Genomic DNA, 22,303 nt, shown 5'->3' with positions numbered 1-22,303 from the left:
GTGAAAGCGCGCCGCCGGATCGCTGGGCGACAGGTAGTAGCGCGCGTAGATGATCACCAGCAGGCCCATGCCGCTGACCAGCATGGCGAACATCCACGCAAAGCCATCGAGCCGCACGACGAGATCGACCCCGAGGCTGCCCAGCCACGGCAGCCGCTCGACCAGCACCGCGCCGGCGGCGATCTGCGGGTACAGCCACGCCAGCGGCAGCGCGACGGCCAGCGCCACCGCCGCGGCGAACAGCGATTCGAGGTTGCGTGCGTTGGTCGGCAGCAGCGCGGCGACCGCGCAGCCGGCGAACGGCAGCAGCAACAGCACGAGCAGCGACATCGGCGGGCAGTCTAAGCGCTGCCCACGGCGCGCTGCGAAGGACGAAGATCAGGTCCGGCCGCGCTGCCGGAGCGCGGCGCGCGCGCGCCGCGGCCGTGCGCGCGGAGTCTGCGTGCGAGATCGCCGGTGCACAGAGGCCGCGTCAGCGCCGCACATCGACCACGGTGCGCCCGCGCACCTGGCCGTCGATCAGCTTCGGCGCGTAGCCGATCGCCTCGCTCAAGCCGATCTCGACCGTCATCGCGTCGAGCTTCTTCGCGTCGAGGTGCTGCGCCATCAGCGCCCACGCCTTCGCGCGCTCGGCGTTGGGCACCAGCACACTGTTGATGCCGTACAGCGTGACGCCGCGCAGGATGAACGGCATCACCGTGGTCGGCAGGTCGCCGCCGCCGGCCAGGCCGCACGCGGCCACCGCGCCGAAGAAGCGTGTTTGCGCACACACGTTGGCCAGCGTGTGGCTGCCGACGGTGTCGACCGCGCCGGCCCACAGCTCCTTCTGAAGCGGCTTGCCGGGCTGCGAGAGTTCGTTGCGGTCGACGATGCGCGTGGCACCCAGCGATTTCAGGTACTCGGCCTCGTGCGGCCGGCCGGTGGAGGCGACCACGCGGTGGCCCATGCCGCCCAGCAGCGCCACCGCGATCGAGCCGACGCCGCCGGCGGCGCCGGTGACCAGCACCTCGCCGTCGCCCGGCTTGCAGCCGTGGCGCTGCAGCGCCATCACGCACAGCGCGGCGGTGAAGCCGGCGGTGGCGATCGTCATCGCCGAGCGCGCGTCGAACGGCGCCGGGATCCTCAGCAGCCAGCCGGCGTCGAGCCGCGCCTTCTGCGCCAGGCCGCCCCAGTGGTTCTCGCCCAGGCCCCAGCCGGTGACGACCACGCGGTCGCCCGCCTTCCAGTCGGCGCTGCGGCTCGCACTCACCGTGCCGGCGAGGTCGATGCCCGGCACCAGCGGCCAGCTGCGCACCACCGCGCCGCGGCCGGTGATGGCCAGTGCATCCTTGTAGTTCAGCGTCGAGTACGCCACGTCGACCGTCACGTCGCGATCGGGCAGGCGCGATTCGTCGAGATCGATCAACTCGGCGCGGGTCTTCTTGTCTTCCGTCTGCGACAGCAGGATGGCTTTGAACATCGGGGGACTCCTTCGACTTCAGGCGTGCCGTTCGGCCCAGCGCGTGATGATCGCATGCAGCGCGTCGAGCCCGTCGGTCAGTGCAGCGGGCCCGGGCTGCAGGATCAGCGGCGACTTGATCTCGTGCAGTTCGCCGTCGCGCACCGCGGGTATCGCGGCGAAGCCGGGCCGCGCCGCCACCTGCCCGGCCCTGAACTTCTTGCCGCACCACGAGCCGATGACGATGTCGGGCGCGGCGCGCACGATCTCGTCGGTGTCGGCGACGATGCGTGCGCGGGCCAGGCGCGCGGCGGCGCGCTGCGGGAAGATGTCGTCGCCGCCGGCGATGTCGATCAGCTCGCTGACCCAGCGGATCGCGCTGATCGCGGGTGAATCCCACTCCTCGAAGTACACCTTCGGCCGGCGCGGCAGCGCGGTCGCGGCCCGGCGCACCGCATCGAGGTGCGAACGCAGCGTGTCCACATACCGTTGTGCACGATCGGCGACACCGACCATCGCACCGAGCCGCAGCACATAGCCGAGGATCTGCGGCACCGAGCGGTGGTTGGCGATCCACACCTCGACGCCGGCCTTCACCAGCGCGGCCGCGATGTCGGCCTGGATGTCGGAGAAGCCGATCGCCAGGTCGGGCTGCAGCGCGAGGATCCTGTCGACCTTGGCGCTGGTGAATGCACTGATCTTGGGTTTTTCCTGCCGCGCCCGCGGTGGCCGCACGGTGAAGCCCGAGATGCCGACGATGCGCCGCTGCTCGCCGAGCGCGTACAGCACCTCGGTGGGTTCCTCGGTCAGGCAGACGATGCGCTCGGGCAGGGTGCTCATGGGTGGTGGATTCTCGGTGCTTCGAGCCTGCAGCTCCGTGACTGTTCTCATCGTCGCGCCGCGCGCCTACACTCGCGCGCCATGGATGCGGCGTTGCAATCGGCTTCGACCGGCCCGGCCGCTTCGCGCGGCGCCGCCTTGCCGCCGCAAGTGCAGCATTTACGGCAGGTGCTGCTGTGGCCGCTGCGGCTGGTGGCGCGCCAGCGCGGCGACGAGGTGCAGCGCCGGCCGTGGGAGCTGCTCGGTGCCGGCCCATGGCACCGCGTGCTCGACGAGTACACCGGCACGGCCAATCGCTTTCACGAGCGGCACTACAACGAGTTCGTCACCTTCCTGCCGTTCGTGCAGCAGTTCCTGTACGGCGAAGGCCGCAACCGCGCGGGCGGGGCGCACGATTCGTCGATGCACGTGTTCCGCCGCGACGACGTGCGCGCGGTGCGCCTGCTGCCGCGCGTCGACAGCGCGGCGCTGACGCTGCAGGTGGTGCACGTCGATCTGACCTTCTTCGACGATGTCGACATCGTGCTGCTGAACGTCGAGCTGGCGGCCGACGACCTCGCGCTGCCGCGGGCGCAGGAGGTGCTGTACCGCTTCGGCCGCGGCTACCCGTCGGCCTGGGACGCGAGCGGCCAGCCGCTGCACGCGATGGCCGGTGTCGAGTGGCTCGATGCCGACGGCCGCGTGCTCGCCAGTTCCGACGCGCAGGCGCGCGAGGTGTACATGGCGCACGTCAGCGAGCACCGCGCGCCGCGCATCGCCGCGCACTGGGAGTTCCTGCTGCGGCCGCTGGCGCCCGACCATTCCGAGCTCGACGGTGCGCTGCGCTACCGCCAGATCGAGTACTACCGGATGCCGCTGATGGCCTACCTCGCGGTCGACGAGCCCGCCGCGCTGACGCGCGGCGACTTCGTGCGCCTGGGCCTGGTCACCGACGCGGGCGACGACGAGCTGCCGTATGCGGCGCAGCACCTGGCCGACTTCGAGCAGCGGCATTGCTACGACCGCTTCTGGTCCGATTCGGGGGCCGCGCCGCGCACGCGCTACCTGTGCTGCGGCCACGCGCTGGTGGTGGTGGGCGACGCGCGGACCGAGTTCTTCCGCTGCGGCGAGCGCGGCGTGCTGGCGCAGTTTCGCCACCAGCACTTCATGCTGTTCCTGATCGCGCACTTCCAGAAGGCTGCGCTGCTGATCTTCTCCGATCGTCTGGTCGATGCGCTGAAGCGGCTCGACGTGGCCGACGCCGAGAGCGTGAAGCAGTTCAAACGCGCGATCCGCAACGCGTACGCCGCGTTCCTGCGCTTCACGCACCGCTACTGGTTCCACGAGATCTCCGAGCAGGCGCAAGTGCGCGCGCTGTTCCGGCTGTGCACCACGCATCTCGGCACCGATGCGCTGTATGCCGAGGTCAAGGAGCGCATGCACGACATGAACAGCTACCTCGAGGCCGACAGCCTGCGCCGCCAGGCCAACACGGTGGTGCGACTGACCGTGGTGACGATCTTCGGCCTGATCGGCACCGTGACCACCGGCTTCCTGGGCATGAACCTGCTGGGCATGGCCGAGTCGCCGATGCTCGAGCGCGTGCTGGTGTTCGGCGTCGTGTTCGCCGCCACCGTCGGACTCACGCTGTACACGATCGGCAAGTCGAAGCGGCTGTCGGACTTTCTCGACGTGATGTCCGAAGAGGGTCTGCCGTGGCGCGCGCGGCTGGCGGCGCTGGCGCGCGTGTGGGGGCGGCCGCGCTGACTCGTGCCGCGGTTGCGCTTCATCAGCGGTTGCGCGGGTCGATGGGCAGCGCGATGCCGCGCGCGTCGAGCACGCTGGCCACGCTGCCGCGCGTGATCGCGCCGATGATGATCTCGTTGCAGCCGGCGAGTCCGGCGCGCACGCGATTGGTCGAGCTGAGCTTTTCCGCCACCAGCACCAGCAGCGGCTTGCGCTCACCCGGCAGGCGGCCGAGTTCGCGCGCCTGGTTGCACAGGTCGATGCCGTCGCTGCCATCGGCATCGGACCACGCGAGGTCGACGAACACAGCGGCGAACGGCCACGGCGCCGGCAACTCGGGCAACTGCGACATCGCGTGTACCGCGAACCCGAACGCCGTGAGTTGCGTGCACAGCGGGCTGGCGCCTGCATCGACCGGACAGACCACCAGCACGGCCGGCGCTGCGGCCGGCGTGCTCGCGGCGATCGCGGCCGGTGGTGTTGCCGCAGCGAGTGCAGCCGTCGGGCGCGATGGGGCCGCTGCCGGTGCGGCTGTCGGCGCCGCATCGCCTGCTTCTTGGGCAGCGGGCGTCGCGGGCGCTGCGACCACTGCCGCAACGGGCGGCAGCTCGCGCAGCACCGGCTCGCTGAGCGTGGTGGCGAAGCCGGTCGTGTCGCCCGCGTCGGAGGCATTGCGCATGCGATCGCGCCGTACCTGCGCACGCCGCGCGGCGCGCTGTGCCGCGCGCTCGGCCTCGGGGCCGGCAGGGTCGGCGGGTGCGGCCTGCGGTTGCTGTTGCGGCGGCTGTGGATCGGAGACGATCAACCCCTCGAACCCGACCGGCGTGGTTTCGATCACCTCGGGCAGCGGGATCTCGAGGTTGCGCAGCGTGATCGTCACCGGCGGCGGAGCGTCGGCCGGCTTGGACTTGGCCGCGCCGGGCCTGGGCAGCTTGCCGGGTTGGGTGCGGCGTGGTCGGTTCACGTCGATGTCAGGTAGCCTGGCGATCGAGGTAGGTCTCGGCGATGCGTACCCAGTAGCTCGCGCCGGTGGGCAGCACACGGTCGTTGAAATCGTACCCCGGGTTGTGCACCATGCAGCCACCCTCGCTGCCGACGCCGTTGCCGATGAAGACGTAGCAGCCCGGCACCTGCTCGAGGAAGAACGCGAAGTCTTCGCTTCCGGTCACCGGTTCGGCGTTGGCGAGCAGGCCTTCGGCACCGAGCCAGTCGGTGACCACGCGCTGGCAGAACGCGCTCTGCTGCGGATGGTTGTACAGCATCGGGTAGCGGCGCTGGTATTCCACCTCGGCGCTGGCGCCGTACACCGCGGCCTGCGTGTTCGCGATCTCGGTGATACGCTGCTGCAGCAGGTCGCGCACCGCGGGCTTGTACGCGCGCACCGTGAGCCTGAGCTTGGCCTCGCCGGGGATCACGTTCGGCGCGTCGCCGGCCAGGAAGGCGCCGACGGTGACCACGCCCATTTCCAGCGGTGGCACGTTGCGCGAGACGACAGTCTGCAGCGCCATCACGATGCTCGACGCGGCCACCACCGGGTCCACCGCCACGTGCGGCATCGCGCCGTGGCCGCCCTTGCCGCGCACGGTGATCAGGCAGGTGTCGGAGCTGGCCAGCGCCGGGCCGGGCACGATCGAGAACCGCCCCTCGGGCAGGCCCGGCATGTTGTGCATGCCGAACATCGCCTCGCATGGGAACAGCTTCAGGAAGCCGTCGTCGAGCATGCGCTTGGCGCCGGCCTGGCCTTCCTCGGCGGGCTGGAACACCAGGTGCAGGTGGCCGTCGAAGCGGCGCGTCGCGGCCAGGTGGCGCGCCGCGGCCAGCAGCATCGCGGTGTGGCCGTCGTGGCCGCAGGCGTGCATCTTGCCGAACACCTTGCTCGCCCACGGCTTGTTGCTGGTCTCGGCGATCGGCAGCGCGTCCATGTCGGCGCGCAGGCCCACGTGGCGCGGCGAGTTGCCCACGCGCAGCGTGCCGACCACGCCGGTGCCGCCGAGGCCGCGGTGCACCTCGTAGCCCCAGCGCTGCAGCCGCTCGGCCACCAGGTCGGCGGTGGCGTGCTCTTCGTAGGCCAGCTCGGGGTTGGCGTGGATCTGGCGCCGCAGCGCCACCATCTCGTTTTCGTGCTCGCGGATCTCGTCGAGCGCGGGCAGCGGCAGCGGTGCGTTCATCGGGGCCTCCTTGGTCGGTGTCCGTCGGGTGCGATCGACGCCGCTCGGCGCAGAGCCGTGCGCCGAGCGCCCAGGCGGCATGGTAGCCGCAGCCACGCGCAGGCGCGTCCCGATGCGGTGGTGCAAGATCGCACCCGTGCCACGTTGCGCGAGGGTCTGTTCGATGCCAGCCAAACCTCCGTTTCGTGCCGATCAGGTCGGCAGCCTGCTGCGTCCGGCCGAGCTCGCCGCGCTGCGGGCGCGCTGCAAGCGTGGCGAGCTGAGCGCCGCCGCGCTGCGCGAGGCCGAAGATCGTGCGATCGTCGACGCGGTGCGGCGCCAGGAACAGATTGGCCTGCAGGCGGTGACCGACGGCGAGTTTCGCCGCGACTGGTGGCACCTGGATTTCCTGTCGCAGCTCGACGGCGTGACCGTCAAGGCCAACGAAGGCGAGAAGTTCAAGGTGGCGGGCCAGGAGCAGCCGCCGATCGCCACGGTGACCGGCCGCGTCGGCTGTCCGGCGCCGATCATGGTCGACGACTTCGCGTTCCTGAAGGCGCACACCGCGCGCACGCCGAAGATGACGATCCCGTCGCCGTCGATGCTGCACCTGCGCGGCGGCCGCGCGGCGATCGATGCCGCGGTGTACCCGGAGCTCGACGCGTTCTGGTCCGACGTCGCCGCGGCCTATCGCCTGGCGATCGCGCAGCTGGCTGCGGCCGGCTGCCGTTACCTGCAGCTCGACGACATCACGTTCGCCTACCTGTGCGACCCGCGCATCCAGGACAACTGCCGCCGCAACGGTGACGACCCGTCGACGCTGCCACGGCGCTATGCCGACACCATCAACGCCGCGCTGCGCGACCGGCCGGCCGACATGGCGGTGACGATCCACACCTGCCGCGGCAACTTCAAGAGCGCCTGGGTCGCCGAGGGCGGCTACGACCCGGTGGTCGAGGCGATGTTCTCGGCCGACGTCGACGGCTACTTCATGGAGTTCGACAGCGCGCGCGCCGGTGGTTTCGAGCCGCTGCGCCGGTTGCCGCGCGGCAAGAAGGTGGTGCTCGGCCTGGTGACCACCAAGGTCGGTGCACTGGAGAGCAAGGACGACCTCAAGCGCCGCATCGACGAGGCTGCGCATTGCGTGCCGCTGGAGAACCTGTGCCTGTCGCCGCAATGCGGCTTCTCGAGCACGCACCACGGCAACGCGCTGTCGGTCGATGACCAGTGGCGCAAGCTCGAGCGCGTGGTCGAGGTGGCCGGCGAGGTGTGGGGTTGACCGTCGCGCCGGCCGCCAACGGCTGGGCGACCTGCTTGGTCGTCAGCGGCAACCTGCTGAACCTGGCGCTGCCCGGCCGCGCGTTCTACGCCAACCAGGAGCCGCTCGGCAACGCCGAGTACGACCAGAAGACGCGATGGCTGGGCGCGATGTTCGAGCGGCTGAACGCCGACGTGCTCGGCGTGCAGGAGGTCTGGGACGAGGCGGCGCTGAAGGCGGCGGTCGCGCGCAGCGGCCTGCGCTACACCCACGTGCTGGCGCCGGGCACCGAGCACGGCGCCAGCGGCACGCCGCGCGTCGGACTGGTGACGCGCCTGGCGCTCGAATCGGTGGACAGCGTGGCGGCGTTCGACCCGCACGACGGCGTGACGGTGCCCGAGCTCGGCGTGCACGCGCGCTTCGAACGCCCGGTGCTGGTGGCACGGCTGCGCCTGAAGCACGGCCAGCCGCTGCACGTGCTGGTGGCGCACCTGAAATCGAAGCGCCCGAAGTTCCTGCAGACCGACGACGGCGAACCGCTCGAGGATCGCGACGATCCGCTGGTGGCCACGCGCGCCACGCTGCGCTCGCTGCTGATGCGCGCCGCCGAGGCCGCGGCGCTGCGCCGCATCGTGATCGGCGTGCTGCAGCGCACGCGCGAGCCGCTGCTGCTGCTGGGCGACCTGAACGACGCGCCGCACGCTGCCACCAGCCAGCTGATCGCCGCCACCGGTGCCGCGGCGCACGACCGCGAGGCGCGCGACGTGGCGCTGTACCACGCGCCCGACGTGCAGTCCGAGCCCGGCCTGCGGCGCGACCTGGGCTACTCGCACGTCTACCAGGGCTGGCCCGACACGCTCGACCAGGTGTGGGTGAGCGAGGAGTTCGTGGCCGAATCGCGCCATGCGATCGGCGACGTGCGTCGCGTCGAGTACTTCAACGATCACCTGCACGAGGGCCGCGAGCGCTGGCGCAGCGACCACGGCTTCGTGCGCGCGCTGCTGCGACTGCGGTTGCCGCCGGGCTGAACACCACAGGCCGCGCCTGCGAGCGGCCTGAGATCGCCACCGGCCGCGAGCCTGCGGCAGCAGCCTTCAGGCCACGGCACCGAGCGCGCGGGCTCCCGCCGTCGTATCGCGCGCGGGGGCGGCTGGCGGCACCGCGCTTGCCGATGCAGCCGGCGCGAGCAGACCGAACAGGTCTTTCGGGTCGCGCTGCGTCGGCACCAGATGCGTCGGCGTGCCGAGGCCGAGTTCGAGCGCGCTCGCGTGCAGCCAGCGCAGCGCCGCGAAATCCTCGAGCGCGAAGCCGACCGAGTCGAACACCGTCCAGCGGCGATCGTCGCGCCGGCCCGGCGCCGCGCCCGCCAGCACCTGCCACAGCTCGGTGACCGCGAACGACGGCGGCAGCTGCTGGATGTCGCCCTCCAGGCGCGTCTGCGGCTCGTACTCGACCACCACGTGCGCCTGGCGCAGCACGTCGGGGTGCAGCTCGGTCTTGCCCGGGCAATCGCCGCCGACGGCGTTGACGTGCGCGCCGGGCGCCAGCATGTCCGGCGTGACGATGGTGGCGCGCGTCTTGTCGGCGGTGGCGGTGGTGACGATGTCGGCCTCACGCGCCGCATCGGCCGCGCTGGCGCACGGCGTCAGCGCGAGGCCGCTCATGTGGCGCAGGTTGCGCTGCAGCTTCGCGGTGGCGGCGGGGTCGATGTCGAACAGGCGGATCTCGCGCACGCCCAGCAGGTGGTGGAACGCCAGCGCCTGGAACTCGGCCTGCGCGCCGTTGCCGATCAGGGCCATCGTGCGGCAGCCCGGCCGCGCCATCACGCGCGCCGCGAGCGCCGAGGTGGCGGCGGTGCGCAGCGCGGTGGTCAGCGTCAGCTCGCTGAGCAGCAGCGGCGCGCCGGTGGCGACGTCGGCGAGCACGCCGAACGCCATCACGGTGGGCAGGCCGGCGCGGGTGTTGGCCGGGTGGCCGTTAACGTACTTGAAGCTGTAGCGCGTGGCATCGGCGATCGGCATCAGCTCGATCACGCCGTCGCGCGAGTGGCTGGCCACGCGCGCGCTCTTGTCGAACGCGTGCCAGCGGCGGAAGTCGGCCTCGATGGCGTCGGACAGACGGCGCAGCGCACCGGCCACGCCTTGCGCGCGCACGATCTGCGCCACGTCGCGGGGGCTGAGCAGCAGGGTGTTCATCGGATGCAGCCGGTTCCTTTGGTCGCATTGTTCGAGCGACCGCGTTCAAGCAAAAGCATCAACAACGCATCGAATCGCGCGGTTAGTTGACATTTCGGCAGGGTGCATTGACACTTTGCTGCATGGACTCGCTCGACCACCGGCTGGTCGGCCTGCTGCGCAGCAACGCGCGCAGCACGGTGGCCACGCTGGCGCACCAGCTCGGCGTGTCGCGCGGCACGGTGAAGAACCGCATCACGCGGCTCGAAGACAGCGGCGTGATCACCGGCTACACGGTGCGGCTCAAACCCGACACGCAGCCCAACGAGATCAAGGCGTGGACCAGCATCGCGGTCGAAGGCAACCAGATGCGCAAGGTGATCGCCGCGCTGCTCGGCGAGCCCGGCGTGGCCGCGGTGCACGACACCAACGGCCGCTGGGATCTTCTGGCCGAGATCCGCTCGTCGAATCTCACCGAGCTCGGCCAGGTGCTCGAGCGGCTGCGGCTGATCAAGGGCATCGGCGCCACCGAGACCAGCATCCACCTGACGACGTACAAAGCCAGTTGAGGCCCTCCGAAGCGCCTTCGGCGCCGGGGTGTCAGGGCGCGGCGAGCGCGCTGTCGGCCAGCACGCGGCAGCGGCCGGCGTGCTTGGCCGCGAGCAGTTGCTGGTCGGCGTGCTCGAGCAGCATCTGCGGCGACAGCGGCGCGCGCTTGGAGTCGGACACGCCGGCCGAGAAGCTCAAACCCGACACCATCTCGGCGTCGAGCTCGAACCGTTGCTGCTGCCACAGTGCCAGCAGCGCGGCCACCTTGCGCCGCGCGGTGGCGGCATCGGTGCGCGGCATCAGCAGACAGAACTCTTCGCCGCCGTAGCGGCAGGCCACGTCGCTCTTGCGGCAGTGCGACGCCAGCAGCTGCCCGAAAGCGGCCAGCAGCGTGTCGCCGGCGGTATGGCCGTAGCGGTCGTTCACCGCCTTGAAGTGGTCGAAGTCGATCACCGCGACCGCGAGCGGCTGGTGTTCGCGCTGCGCCAGCGCGAACGCGGTGGGCAGGGTTTCGTTCAGGTAGCGCCGGTTGAACAGGCCGGTGAGGGCGTCGCGCACCGCCTGCTCCTTCAGCGCGGCCTGCAGCGACTCGACCTCGGCGATCTTGCGCGACAACTGCGCATTGGCCGCTTCGAGTTCGGCCCGTGCGCGCTCGGTGGCGCGGCGCTCGGACGCCTGCTCGTCGAGCTTGTGCTGCAGCCGCATCAGCTCGGTCTGCAGCGCCGCCGCCTGGTAGCGCGCCCGCGAGGCGAGGTGCGCGCGCGCCACGTGCAACTGCTGCCACAGGCGCAGCTGTGCCAGCGCCTGCACGGTGTCGCCGAGGTGCTCGAGGATCTCGGCGCGGATCTGCAGGTACAGGCAGCGCACGCGCAGGCTGAGGCCTTCGGCGGCCTCGCCATCGTCGGCGCTGACCTGCGCCAGCACCGGATCGAGCTCGCGCAGCGCGTCGACCCAGCGGCCCTCCAGGCCGGCCAGCAGCGCGCCGGCCACCGCGAGCTCCACATGCTCGTCGGGGATGTCGGCATGCGGCGCCCGACGCGCCAGTTCGACCAGCTCGCGGCCGGCGGCGAGCTCGCCGGCGCGCAGCGCGGCGATGGCCAGCGTCTCGAAGCTGGCGCCCATCGTGCCGCGGCCGTCCACGCCGGTGGGCAGCTCGCGCACGCGCAGCACGTCGAGCATGGCCTCTTGCGCGCGGCCGAGCTCGGTCAGGCAGATCACGCGGTTGACCAGCAGCACGCCGAGCAGGCGCGGGTTGCGCAGCGCATGGCAGCGCGCGATACCCTGATCGAGGTGGCGCAGCGCCTCGTGGTAGTCGCCGATCTGCAGCAGCTCGTGCGCGAGATTGCAATGCAGTACGGCGTCGAAACCGTGCCCGTGCGTGGGCCCGGAGTCGCGCAGCGCCTGGTACATGTAGGCGAAGGCCTGTTCCGAGCGGCCCTGCGCCGAATAGCAGCCGGCGATGGTGTTCAGCAGCACGCCGCGCTGCTCGTGCTGCAACACCGAGAGGCCCTCTTCGCGCAGCGGCAGCACGTGGTCGATTGCGGCCGCGAAGCGCCCCTCGCGCCACAGGCCGCGTGCCAGTCCGGCGCCGGCCAGGATGTGGCCGGCGCGCTCGCCGAACGAATCGAACAGCCGCTGCGCAGCGGTGAGCTCCGGCGCCGCCTGGGCCGGCGTGCCGAAGTACAGCAGGTGGTAGCCGATCGCCAGGCGGGCCCAGGCCTGGCCAGGCACGTCGCGCTCGGCCACCGCCTGCGCGAGCGCGCGGCGTGCGCACTCGATCGAGCGCGGGGCGTCCTGGTGCAGCAGTTGCCAGGCCTTGCGCGCCAGCCGCAGGCCCTTGCTGGAGGCGGCAGATTCCGCACGGCGCAACATGCGGCGATTATCGAATCGGCGTGCGGCGCGCGCCACCCCGCACAGACGTGCAACGCTGCACGCCGCGGCGACTTTCGGTCGCCGTGCTCAGTCTTTCCAGTCGTCCTCGAAAAACTCGCCGGCCACGCGCGTGCCCTCGGCGCGCTGCGCCGCCTCGGCCTTGCGCAGCTCGGCGCGGCGGATCTTGCCGGAGATGGTCTTGGGCAGTTCGGCGAACTCGATGCGGCGGATGCGCTTGTACGGCGCCAGCTTGTCGCGGCAGAACGCGAGGATGTCCTTGGCCAGCTCCTGGTTCGCCGTGTGGCCGGCGCGCAGCGCGATGAACGCCTTCGGCACCGCCAGGCGCAGCGGGTCGGGGCTTGGCACCACCGCGGCTTCGGCCACCGCCGGGTGCTCGATCAGCACCGATTCGAGCTCGAACGGGCTGATGCGGTAGTCGGACGCCTTGAACACGTCGTCGGCGCGGCCGACGTAGGTGATATAGCCGTCGGCGTCGCGCTGCGCGACGTCGCCGGTGCGGTAGCGGCCGTCGCGCATCACCTCGGCGGTCTTCTCGGCGTCGCCGGCGTAGCCCAGCATCAGGCCGGTGGGGCGCGGGTCGAGCTTCAGGCAGACCTCGCCTTCGTCGGCCGGGCGGCCGTCGGCGTCGATCAGCTCGATCGCGAAGCCGGGCAGCGGCCGGCCCATGCTGCCTTCCTTCAGCGGCTGGCCCGGGCTGTTGCCGATCTGGCAGCTCGTCTCGGTCTGGCCGTAGCCGTCGCGGATCGTGATGCCCCAGGCGGCGCGCACGCGCTCGATCACCTCGGGGTTCAGCGGCTCGCCGGCACCGACCAGCTCGCGCAGCTTCAGGCCCTGCCAGCGCGCGAGGTCGGCCTGGATCAGCATGCGCCACACGGTGGGCGGTGCGCACATCACGCTGACGCCGTGCTGCTGCAGCACGCCGAGCAGCGCGTCGGCGTTGAAGCGCGCGTAGTTGTAGATGAACACGCACGCCTGCGCGTTGAACGGCGCGAAGAAGCAGCTCCACGCGTGCTTGGCCCAGCCGGGCGACGAGATGTTCAGGTGCACGTCGCCGGGCTGCAGGCCGATCCAGTACATCGTCGACAGGTGGCCCGCCGGGTAGGTCTCGTGCGAGTGCGGCACCAGCTTGGGCTTGCTGGTGGTGCCCGACGTGAAGTACAGCAGCAGCGGGTCGCTCGCCAGAGTCGGCGCGTCGGCCGAAAAGTCGGCGCTGGCCGCGTAGGCGTCGTCGAAGCGCTGCCAGCCCTGCGGCGTGGTACCGGCCGTCGCCCCCACCGCGATGCGCGTGAAGCCGCCGCCGAGCGCGGCGAACTTCGGCGCGTGCGCCGCGTTGGCGATCACGTGCCTCACCTGGCCGCGGTCGAAGCGGTCGCGCAGGTCGTCCTCGGTGAGCAGCGTCGTCGCCGGCACCACCACCGCGCCGAGCTTCATCGCCGCGAGCATCGCCTCCCACAGCGGCCGCTCGTTGCCGAGCATCAGCAGGATGCGCTCGCCGCGGCGCACGCCGAGCGTGCGCAGCCAGTTGGCGACGCGGCTCGAGCGCTCGGACAGCTGTGCGTAGGTGCAGCGCTCCTGTCGCCCGTCTTCCTCGACGATCCACAGCGCCGGCGCATCGTTGCCGCGCGCGATCACGTCGAACCAGTCGAGCGCCCAGTTGAATTCGTCGAGCCTGGGCCACGCGAAGCCGGTATAGGCCCGGGCGTAGTCGCTGCGGTGCTCGAGCAGGAAGTCGCGAGCCGCCTTGAAGGCGGCGTGGGAGGAAGAAGTGCTCATCGCCGTTCTCCTGGAGAAAGGCGTCGTCGCCCGCGGGACGCGCGAGCGGCGGCGCCGTTGTCGATCGGGCGGGCGCCGGCGATGCCGGTGCGCCGGGCGCCTTGCTCGGCCATCACATGCTTCTGCGGTACTGGCCACCCACTTCGAACAGCGCCGCGGTGATCTGGCCGAGCGAGCAGCAGCGTACGGCGGCCATCAAGACCTCGAAGACGTTGCGGTTGTCGATCACCGCCTGCTGCAGGCGCTTGAGCATCGCCGGCGCCTCGCCGGCATGGCGCTGGTGGAACTCGTGCAGCCGCCTCAGCTGCGACTGCTTCTCGTCTTCGGTCGAGCGCGCCAGCTCGATGGCTTCGGGCACCGGGTCGCCCGCCGGGTTGCGGAAGGTGTTGACGCCGATGATCGGGTATTCGCCGGTGTGCTTGAGCATCTCGTAGTGCAGCGACTCCTCCTGGATCTTGCTGCGCTGGTAGCCGGTTTCCATCGCGCCGAGCACGCCGCCGCGCTCGGCGATGCGCTCGAACTCGGCGAGCACCGCCTCCTCCACCAGCTCGGTCAGCTCGTCGATGACGAACGCGCCCTGGTTCGGGTTCTCGTTCTTCGCCAGACCCCACTCGCGGTTGATGACCAGCTGGATCGCCATCGCGCGGCGTACGCTCTCCTCGGTGGGGGTGGTGATCGCCTCGTCGTAGGCGTTGGTGTGCAGGCTGTTGGCGTTGTCGTAGGTGGCGATCAGTGCCTGCAGCGTGGTGCGGATGTCGTTGAAAGCGATCTCCTGCGCGTGCAGGCTGCGGCCGCTGGTCTGGCAGTGGTACTTCAGCTTCTGGCTGCGCTCGTTGGCGCCGTAGCGCTCCTTCATCGCCACCGCCCAGATGCGGCGCGCGACGCGGCCGAGCACGGTGTACTCCGGGTCCATGCCGTTGGAGAAGAAGAAGCTCAGGTTCGGCGCGAAGTCGTCGATGTGCATGCCGCGCGCGAGGTACGCCTCGACGAAGGTGAAGCCGTTGCTGAGCGTGAACGCGAGCTGGCTGATCGGGTTGGCGCCGGCCTCGGCGATGTGGTAGCCGCTGATGCTCACCGAGTAGAAGTTGCGCACGTTGTGGTGCACGAAGTACTCGGCGATGTCGCCCATCACCTTGAGGCTGAACTCGGTGGAGAAGATGCAGGTGTTCTGGCCCTGGTCTTCCTTCAGGATGTCGGCCTGCACGGTGCCGCGCACGTTGGCCAGCGTCCACTCGCGGATCTTGGCGATCTCGGTGTCGGTCGGCTCGCGGCCGTTGTCGGCGCGGAACTTCTCCATCTGCTGGTCGATCGCGGCGTTCATGAACATCGCCAGGATCGTCGGCGCGGGGCCGTTGATCGTCATGCTGACCGAGGTGTTGGGTGCGCACAGGTCGAAGCCCGAGTACAGCACCTTCAGGTCGTCGAGCGTGGCGATGCTGACGCCGGAGTTGCCCACCTTGCCGTAGATGTCGGGGCGTGGGTCGGGGTCGGCGCCATACAGCGTGACCGAGTCGAACGCGGTCGACAGCCGCTTGGCCGGCATGCCTTCGCTGACCAGCTTGAAGCGCCGGTTGGTGCGGAAGGCGTCGCCTTCGCCGGCGAACATTCGCGTCGGGTCTTCGTTCTCGCGCTTGAACGCGAACACGCCGGCGGTGTACGGGAAGCTGCCGGGCACGTTCTCGAGCAGCAGCCATTTCAGCAGCTCGCCGTGGTCTTCGTACGGCGGCAGCGCCACCTTGCGGATCTTGTTGCCCGACAGTGTGGTGTGCACCAGCCGCGTGCGGATCTCCTTGTCGCGGATCTTCACCACGTAGTCGTCGCCGGCGTAGGCCTTCAGCGTCTCGGGCCACATCGCGAGCAGCTTCTTGGCGCCGGCGTCGAGCTTGGCGTCGCGCTCGTCGGCCAGTGCGAGCACGGTGTTCTTCGCGCCGCTGCGTTCCGGGTCGGCCTCATGCAGCATGCGCGCGCTCTCGCGCAGCTGCTGCACCTCGCGCGCCAGCAACGCCTGCGCGCGCGCGCGGCGCTTGTAGCCGCGCACGGTATCGGCGATGTCGGCCAGGTAGCGTACGCGCGCCGCCGGCACCACCGGGTGCTGGTGCGTGCTGTGCCGCGTGGCCACCGGCGGCAGCCGGCCTTCGGCCAGCGGCAGGCCGAGCGCGGCCAGGCGCGGCTTCAGCGCTTGATAGAGCGCGGTCACGCCGTCGTCGTTGAAGCGACTGGCCATGGTGCCGAACACCGGCATCGCATCGGGCGGCTGCTTGAACGCCTGGCGGTTGCGCTGCACCTGCTTGGCCACATCGCGCAGCGCATCGGCGGCGCCCTTGCGATCGAACTTGTTGATCGCGACGAACTCGGCGAAGTCGAGCATGTCGATCTTCTCGAGCTGGCTGGCCGCGCCGTATTCGGGCGTCATCACGTACAGCGGCACGTCCACCAGCGGCACGATCGCGGCGTCGCCCTGGCCGATGCCCGAGGTTTCGACGATCACCAGGTCGAAGCCGGCGCAGCGGCACGCGGCGATCACGTCGGGCAGCGCGGCGCTGACTTCGCTGCCGGTGTCGCGCGTGGCGAGGCTGCGCATGTAGACGCGAGGGCCCTTGCCCCAGGGCCCGATCGCGTTCATCCGGATGCGGTCGCCCAGGAGCGCGCCGCCGGACTTGCGCCGCGACGGGTCGATCGAGATCACGGCGACCTGCAGCCGGTCATCCTGGTCGAGCCGCAGCCGGCGGATCAGCTCGTCGGTGAGCGAGCTCTTGCCCGCGCCGCCGGTGCCGGTGACGCCTAGCACCGGGGCGGTCGACTTCGCCGCCGCGGCGAGGATCGCGTCGCGCGTCTTCGCGGGCACCACGCCGGCTTCGAGTCCCGAAATGAGCCGTGCGAGCGTGCGCGTGCGCTCGAAACGGTCGGACGAGGCGAGCGCATCGAGGCTCGCCGGCAGGTCCTTCGCAAGGTCGACGTCGCAGGCTGCGACGATCTCGTTGATCATGCCCTGCAGGCCGAGCTTCTGCCCATCCTCGGGCGAGAAGATGCGCGCGACGCCGTACTCGTGCAGCTCGTGGATCTCCGAGGGGACGATCACGCCGCCGCCGCCGCCGAACACCTTGACATGGCCCGCTCCGCGCTCACGCAAGAGGTCGATCATGTACTTGAAGTACTCGACGTGCCCGCCCTGGTAGGAGGAGATCGCGATGCCGTGCGCGTCCTCCTGCAGCGCGGTGTCGACGATCTCCTCGACCGAGCGGTTGTGCCCGAGGTGGATCACCTCGCAGCCCGACGCCTGCAGGATGCGCCGCATGATGTTGATCGACGCGTCGTGGCCGTCGAAGAGCGACGCGGCGGTGACGAAGCGCACCTTGTGCGTCGGTCTCGTGACGAGCGGCTTCTGGGCGATCGACAGGTCGTTCATCGGCAACCTCGGCTTCGCTGCGCGCGGGGCGATCGGCCGCCGCGCCGGGACAGGGGAAAGCTTACCGGACGGGCCGGCGCGAGGCGCCGGGGGTCGTCCCGGGGCCGCGAGGGCGGACTTTGCGTTACGTTTACGTTAACGTCAAGCGGAGGGCGCCCCGGGCGCACGGTTCGCCCTCCGCAGGGTACGACGCGCACCCGGCGCCAGGGGGTTCGCAGCCCGCGCGGTAGAGTAGCGGCTGCCCGCCAGGAAACGCCATGTCCCCGCCTCCGCCCCCGACCTCGCACACGACAGCGGCACCCGCCGCGCCGCTCGGCAGCGTTTCCGCGGCCGCCGCAGGCGCGACCGCCCCTTCGTCGCCGCTCCACGTCGCGCACGCGAGCCACACCGGCGCGGTCGCGCTGCTGCTCAACGTCGCGCACGCGCTCGACCACCTGATGCTGCTGGTGTTCGCCACCGCGGTCGGCGCGATCGCGGTCGATTTCGGGATCTCGCGCTGGGAAGACCTGATGCCGTTCGCGACCGGCGCGTTCGTGCTGTTCGGCCTGGGCTCGTTGCCCGCGGGCCGGCTGGGCGACCACTGGGGCCGGCGCGCGATGATGCTGGTGTTCTTCTTCGGCCTCGGCGCGTCGTCGATCCTCGTTGCGCTCACACGTTCGCCGTGGCAGCTCGCCGTCGCGCTGACGCTCGTCGGCGCGTTCGCCGCGATCTATCACCCGGTCGGCATCCCGATGCTGGTCCAGAGCGCGGAGCGGCCCGGCCGCGTCATCGGCGTGAACGGTCTCGCCGGCAACCTCGGCATCGCGGCCGCGGCGCTCTCGACCGGCTTCCTCGTCAAGTACTTCGGCTGGCGCAGCGCGTTCGTCGTTCCGGGACTCGTGTCGATCGCCTGCGGCGTGGCGTTCGCGCGCATGGCGCCACGGGAGAGCGCCCCGCCGTCGAAGCGCGCGCCGCGGCAGGTCGACCTGCCCGCCGCGGTGCTCGCGCGCGTGTTCATCGTGCTGACGCTCACCTCGACCTTCGGCTCGCTCGTGTTCAACTTCACGACCAACGGGAACGGAGAACTGCTGCGCGAGCGGCTCGCCGCCGTCACCCGCGATCCGGCGACGCTCGGCATGCTGCTCGCGCTGGTCTACGCCATCGGCTCGGTCGCGCAGGTCGTCGTCGGCCGGCTGATCGACCGCGTGCCGCTGAAGCCGCTGTTCCTCGCGATCGTCGCGGCCCAGATCCCGCTGTTCGCGCTCGCGGTGCGCGCCGAAGGCTGGGCGCTCTACGTCCTCGCGATCGCGTTCATGGTGTTCGTGTTCGGGGCGATCCCGTTCACCGACGCGCTGATCGTGCGCTACGTCGACGACCGGATGCGCTCGCGGGTCGCGGGCATGCGCCTCGCGATCGCGTTCGGCATCAGCGCACTCGCCGTGTGGCTGCTGGGCCCGGTCGTGAAGGCGAACGGCTTCGGCTTCCTGCTCGCGCTCCTCGCCGGCATCGCGCTCTGCTCGACGCTCGCCATTCTCGCGCTCCCGCGCAAGTTGCCCGACAAGGCCCGGGTCGGATAGCGACCTCGAGGGCGCGAACCCCGCGTCGTCCCTGCCCGGCCGCGCTGCGTGGACATCCTGCAGGCGTTCATCGAGCACTACGGCTATCTCGCCGTGTTCCTCGGCTGTGTCGTCGAAGGGGAAACGGTGCTCGTGCTGGCCGGCTTCGCCGCCCATCTCGGCTACCTGTCGCTGCCTACGGTGATCGGCGTCGCGGCCGTCGCCGGATTCGCCGGCGACCAGGCGCTCTACGCGATCGGACGGCGTTGGGGCGACGCGTTCTTCCGCCGCTTCCCGCGCGTCGCCGCCGCGCGACCGTACGCGCAGCGCTTCCTCGACCGCTACGGCGCCTGGGCCGCGTTCGGTGTCCGCTTCCTCGTCGGCATGCGCATCGCCGGCGCGGTGTCGATCGGCGCGGCGCGGTTCCCGAGGGCGCGATTCGCGGCGGCCAACGCCGCCGGCGCGATCGTCTGGGCCGTCGCCGTCGCCTTTGCAGGCTACGTCTTCGGCAGCGCCTTCACGCTCGTCCTCGAGCGGGCGCGCCACGTCGAACTGGCGGCCTTCGTCGCACTCGCGCTGATCGGAGGCGTGATCGTCGTCCTGACCCGCCGCCGGCGCCGCCGGCGCTGGCTCTCGGCGCGCTAGGGTCCTGGCCCGGCGCCCCGGGCAATGGCCGTGAGCCCGCTGCCGAAGCCGCACCGTCACGGCCGACCCGACGCTCCGGGGCGGCCTGGGGGCGTTCGGTTGCCGCCGGCGGCATCCTGTCGGTCGGGCGAACGTTTCGCGCGCCGGCCCGGTCTATACTGCCGCCCCCTCACCGGATCCGCCCGCCATGCTCCGTTCGCTCCTCGCCCGCCTTGCGTTCGTCGTCGCGTTCGCGCCCGCGCTCTCGTTCGCCCAGCTCCCGCCGGGCGTCACGCAAGGCGTCACGGTCGAGGGCGTCACCCAGTACAAGCTCGACAACGGCCTCGAGGTGCTGCTGTTCCCCGACGCCAGCAAACCCGTCACCACCGTCAACGTCACCTACAAGGTCGGCTCGCGCCACGAGAACTACGGCGAGACCGGCATGGCGCACCTGCTCGAGCACCTGACCTTCCTCGGCACGACGTCGATCGACAACATCTGGAAGGAGTTCGGCAAGCGCGGCATCGAGTTCAACGGCACCACGTTCTTCGACCGCACCAACTACTTCGAATCGTTCCCGGCGAACGAGGAGAGCCTCGCGTTCGCGCTCAAGGCCGAGGCCGAGCGCATGTCCGGCGCGCTGATCCGCAAGTCGTCGCTCGACACCGAGATGACCGTCGTGCGCAACGAGTTCGAGAGCGGCGAGAACAACCCGCTGCTCGTGCTGTGGCAGAAGATGCAGGCGGCGGCCTACGACTGGCACAACTACGGCAAGTCGACGATCGGTGCGCGTTCCGACATCGAGAACGTCGACATCGAGCGGCTGCGCGCGTTCTACCGCACCTACTACCAGCCGGACAACGCGGTGCTGATCGTCGCGGGCAAGTTCGACCCCGCCTCGACGCTCGCCGCGATCGCGAAGGAGTTCGGGGGCATCCCGAAGCCCACGCGCGCGCTCCCGCGCCTGTACACCTCGGAGCCGACCAGCGACGGCGGCCACACGGTCACCGTGCGGCGGGTCGGCAGCGCGCAGTACGTCGGCGCGCTGTTCCGCGTGATGCAGGGCGCGCATCCCGACTACGCGGCGATGGAGGCGCTGGGCGAGATCATGACGACCGAGCCCGCGGGCCGCCTCTACCAGGCGCTGGTCGAGACGCGCAAGGCCACTTCCGTGCAGAACTGGAGCTTCGCCACCTACGACCCGGGCCCGGCGATCTTCTTCGCCCAGGTGGCCGTGGGCGAGAGCGTGGATCCGGCCCGCGAGGCGATGCTCGCGACGCTCTTCGGCGTCAAGGATCGCCCGATCACGCAGGCCGAGCTCGACCGCGTCCGCACCAAGTACCTGAAGGCGTTCGACGAGACGATCAACAACCCGCAGGCGTTCGGCCGCGACCTCTCCGAGTGGATCGCGCTCGGCGACTGGCGCACGTTCTTCCTGCACCGGGACCGCTGGCGCAAGCTCACGCCCGCCGACGTCACGCGGGTCGCCGCCGAGTGGATCAAGCCGTCGAACATGACGCTCGGCACCTTCGTCCCCGACGCGAAGCCCGACCGCGCGCCCGCCACCGCGTCGATCGACGTCGGCGCGATGGTCGCGGGCTACAAGGGCGACGCCCCGGTGGCCGCGGGCGAGGCGTTCGACCCCACGCCCGCCAACCTCGAGGCACGCACCGAACGCGTCAGGCTCGACAACGGCATGACGCTCGCGCTGCTGCCGAAGAAGACGCGCGGCGAAGTCGTGCGCTTCTCGCTGCGGATGCGCTTCGGCGACGAAGCGTCGCTCGAGGGCACGTCGACCGCGGCCTCGCTCGCGGGTTCGATGCTCGCGCTGGGGACCACGGCGCATCCGCGCCAGGCGTTCGACGACGCGCTCGATGCGCTCAAGTCGAAAGTCGCCTTCGGCGGCGGCGCGACCTCGGCCTCCGCCTCGGGCGAAACGGTCCGCGGCAACCTCGGCGCCACGCTGAAGCTCGTGGCCGAGGCGTTGCGAACGCCCGCCTTCGACGCGGGCGAATACGACAAGCTGGTACGCGCGTCGCTCGCGTCGATCGAGAAGTCGCGCTCCGACCCGCAGGCGATCGCCGGGCGCGCGTTCAACCGGCACGTGAAGCCGTTCCCGCCCGGCGACGTGCGCGAGACGCCGACCTTCGACGAGCAGATCGCGCGCCTCGAGGCGGCGAAGCTCGACGACGCGAAGGCGTTCCACGCGAAGTTCTACGGTGCGTCGAACGCCGAACTCGCCATCGTCGGCGATTTCGATCCGGCGGAGGCGAAGGCGCTCGCCGCGCAGCTCTTCGGCTCGTGGCGAAGCCCGCAGCCCTACGCGCGCGTCCCCGATCCCTTCCAGGCGACGAAGCCGGTCATCGAGACGATCGAGACCCCGGACAAGGCGAACGCGGTGCTGGTCGGCGGCATGACGATCGCGATGTCGGATCGCTCGCCCGACTACGCCTCGATGCTCGTCGCCGAGCGCATCCTCGGCGGCGCGCCGGAGTCGCGCCTCTTCACCGTCGTCCGCCAGCAGATGGGACTCTCCTACGGCGTCGGATCGTTCCTCGACGAGGGACGCCTCGACGACAACTCGACGCTCGGCCTGTACGCGATCTACGCGCCGCAGAACGTGGCCCGCGTGAAGGCGGCGATCGCCGATCAGGTGCGGCTCGCGCTCGACAAGGGTTTCACCGCGGAGGAAGTCGACAACGCGAAGCGCGCGCTGCTCGAGGAACGCTTCAGCGCGCGCGCGCAGGACGGCGTGGTCGCGTCCTCGCTCGTGTCGCAGGCGTACCTCGGCCGCACCTGGCAGTTCTCGGCGGACATCGACCGCGCGATCGGCGCGGTGAGCGTCGACACCGCGAACGCGGCGCTGCGCAAGTACCTGAAGCCCGACGGCCTCGCGACCTTCGTGGCGGGGGACTTCACGAAGAAGTGATCCTCGCTCCGG

Annotated in this window: 16 protein-coding genes; 7 read left to right on the top strand and 9 right to left on the bottom strand. The window is 70.8% G+C overall.

The features are described 5' to 3' along the window. The 3 genes from HS109_13290 to HS109_13280 form a co-directional block, all read right to left on the bottom strand. On the bottom strand, positions 1–330 hold a 330-nt coding region (locus HS109_13290; protein MBE7523344.1), incomplete at its 3' end, for a monovalent cation/H+ antiporter subunit A. A gap of 142 nt (positions 331–472) precedes the next feature. Next, positions 473–1,459, bottom strand: a complete 987-nt coding sequence (locus HS109_13285) for an oxidoreductase (GenBank protein ID MBE7523343.1) — start codon at positions 1,457–1,459, stop codon at positions 473–475. A gap of 18 nt (positions 1,460–1,477) precedes the next feature. Next, entirely contained in the window at positions 1,478–2,278 is an 801-nt protein-coding gene (locus HS109_13280; protein MBE7523342.1) for an ABC transporter substrate-binding protein, read from the bottom strand. Positions 2,279–2,416: 138 nt separating this feature from the next. Here HS109_13280 and HS109_13275 point away from each other — a divergent pair, with 138 nt between their 5' ends. Next, positions 2,417–4,024 (top strand): hypothetical protein, encoded by a 1,608-nt coding sequence (locus tag HS109_13275; protein ID MBE7523341.1) that lies wholly within the window; start codon positions 2,417–2,419, stop codon positions 4,022–4,024. Positions 4,025–4,046: 22 nt separating this feature from the next. Here HS109_13275 and HS109_13270 read toward each other — a convergent pair whose 3' ends face one another. Together HS109_13270 and HS109_13265 are read right to left on the bottom strand one after the other, a co-directional pair. Continuing rightward, complete coding sequence (locus HS109_13270; protein ID MBE7523340.1) at positions 4,047–4,883, bottom strand: hypothetical protein; 837 nt, start codon at positions 4,881–4,883, stop codon at positions 4,047–4,049. A 91-nt stretch (positions 4,884–4,974) separates the two neighbouring features. Further along, entirely contained in the window at positions 4,975–6,171 is a 1,197-nt protein-coding gene (locus HS109_13265) for an amidohydrolase (protein MBE7523339.1), read from the bottom strand. 163 nt (positions 6,172–6,334) lie between these two features. On the opposite strand from HS109_13265, the gene HS109_13260 reads away from it, so the two are divergent. Further along, positions 6,335–7,429 (top strand): 5-methyltetrahydropteroyltriglutamate--homocysteine S-methyltransferase, encoded by a 1,095-nt coding sequence (locus tag HS109_13260; GenBank protein ID MBE7523338.1) that lies wholly within the window; start codon positions 6,335–6,337, stop codon positions 7,427–7,429. Continuing rightward, a complete protein-coding gene (locus HS109_13255; GenBank protein ID MBE7523337.1) occupies positions 7,426–8,436 on the top strand; it encodes an endonuclease/exonuclease/phosphatase family protein in 1,011 nt (336 codons plus the stop codon). The genes HS109_13260 and HS109_13255 overlap by 4 nt, the downstream gene beginning before the upstream one ends. 66 nt (positions 8,437–8,502) lie before the next feature. On the opposite strand, the gene HS109_13250 is transcribed toward HS109_13255, so the two are convergent. Next, entirely contained in the window at positions 8,503–9,603 is a 1,101-nt protein-coding gene (locus HS109_13250) for an ornithine cyclodeaminase (GenBank protein ID MBE7523336.1), read from the bottom strand. Positions 9,604–9,725: 122 nt separating this feature from the next. On the opposite strand from HS109_13250, the gene HS109_13245 reads away from it, so the two are divergent. Further along, entirely contained in the window at positions 9,726–10,151 is a 426-nt protein-coding gene (locus tag HS109_13245; GenBank protein ID MBE7523335.1) for an Lrp/AsnC family transcriptional regulator, read from the top strand. A gap of 31 nt (positions 10,152–10,182) precedes the next feature. Here the strand turns inward: HS109_13245 and HS109_13240 are convergent, their stop codons facing one another. The 3 genes from HS109_13240 to HS109_13230 all read right to left on the bottom strand — a co-directional run bounded on the left by HS109_13240 (position 10,183) and on the right by HS109_13230 (position 17,203). Further along, positions 10,183–12,003 (bottom strand): diguanylate cyclase, encoded by a 1,821-nt coding sequence (locus tag HS109_13240; GenBank protein ID MBE7523334.1) that lies wholly within the window; start codon positions 12,001–12,003, stop codon positions 10,183–10,185. Positions 12,004–12,090: 87 nt separating this feature from the next. After that, entirely contained in the window at positions 12,091–13,797 is a 1,707-nt protein-coding gene (locus HS109_13235) for an AMP-binding protein (GenBank protein ID MBE7523333.1), read from the bottom strand. Positions 13,798–13,909: 112 nt separating this feature from the next. Further along, a complete protein-coding gene (locus HS109_13230) occupies positions 13,910–17,203 on the bottom strand; it encodes a cobalamin B12-binding domain-containing protein (GenBank protein MBE7523332.1) in 3,294 nt (1,097 codons plus the stop codon). Positions 17,204–17,460: 257 nt separating this feature from the next. Between HS109_13230 and HS109_13225 the strand changes: the two genes are divergently transcribed. The 3 genes from HS109_13225 (at position 17,461) to HS109_13215 (ending at position 22,291) form a co-directional block, all read left to right on the top strand. Then, entirely contained in the window at positions 17,461–18,759 is a 1,299-nt protein-coding gene (locus HS109_13225; GenBank protein MBE7523331.1) for an MFS transporter, read from the top strand. 48 nt (positions 18,760–18,807) lie between these two features. Continuing rightward, positions 18,808–19,383 carry a DedA family protein gene (locus tag HS109_13220; GenBank protein MBE7523330.1) on the top strand — a complete coding sequence of 192 codons (576 nt, stop codon included), beginning with the start codon at positions 18,808–18,810 and terminating at the stop codon, positions 19,381–19,383. Positions 19,384–19,570: 187 nt separating this feature from the next. Continuing rightward, a complete protein-coding gene (locus tag HS109_13215; GenBank protein MBE7523329.1) occupies positions 19,571–22,291 on the top strand; it encodes an insulinase family protein in 2,721 nt (906 codons plus the stop codon). Positions 22,292–22,303: the final 12 nt, after the last annotated feature.

The sequence above is a fragment of the Burkholderiales bacterium genome (assembly GCA_015075645.1).
Classification (GTDB): Bacteria; Pseudomonadota; Gammaproteobacteria; order Burkholderiales; family Casimicrobiaceae; genus VBCG01.
Note: the sequence above shows the minus strand (reverse complement) of the source record. Positions and strands in the feature narration are given on the sequence as shown.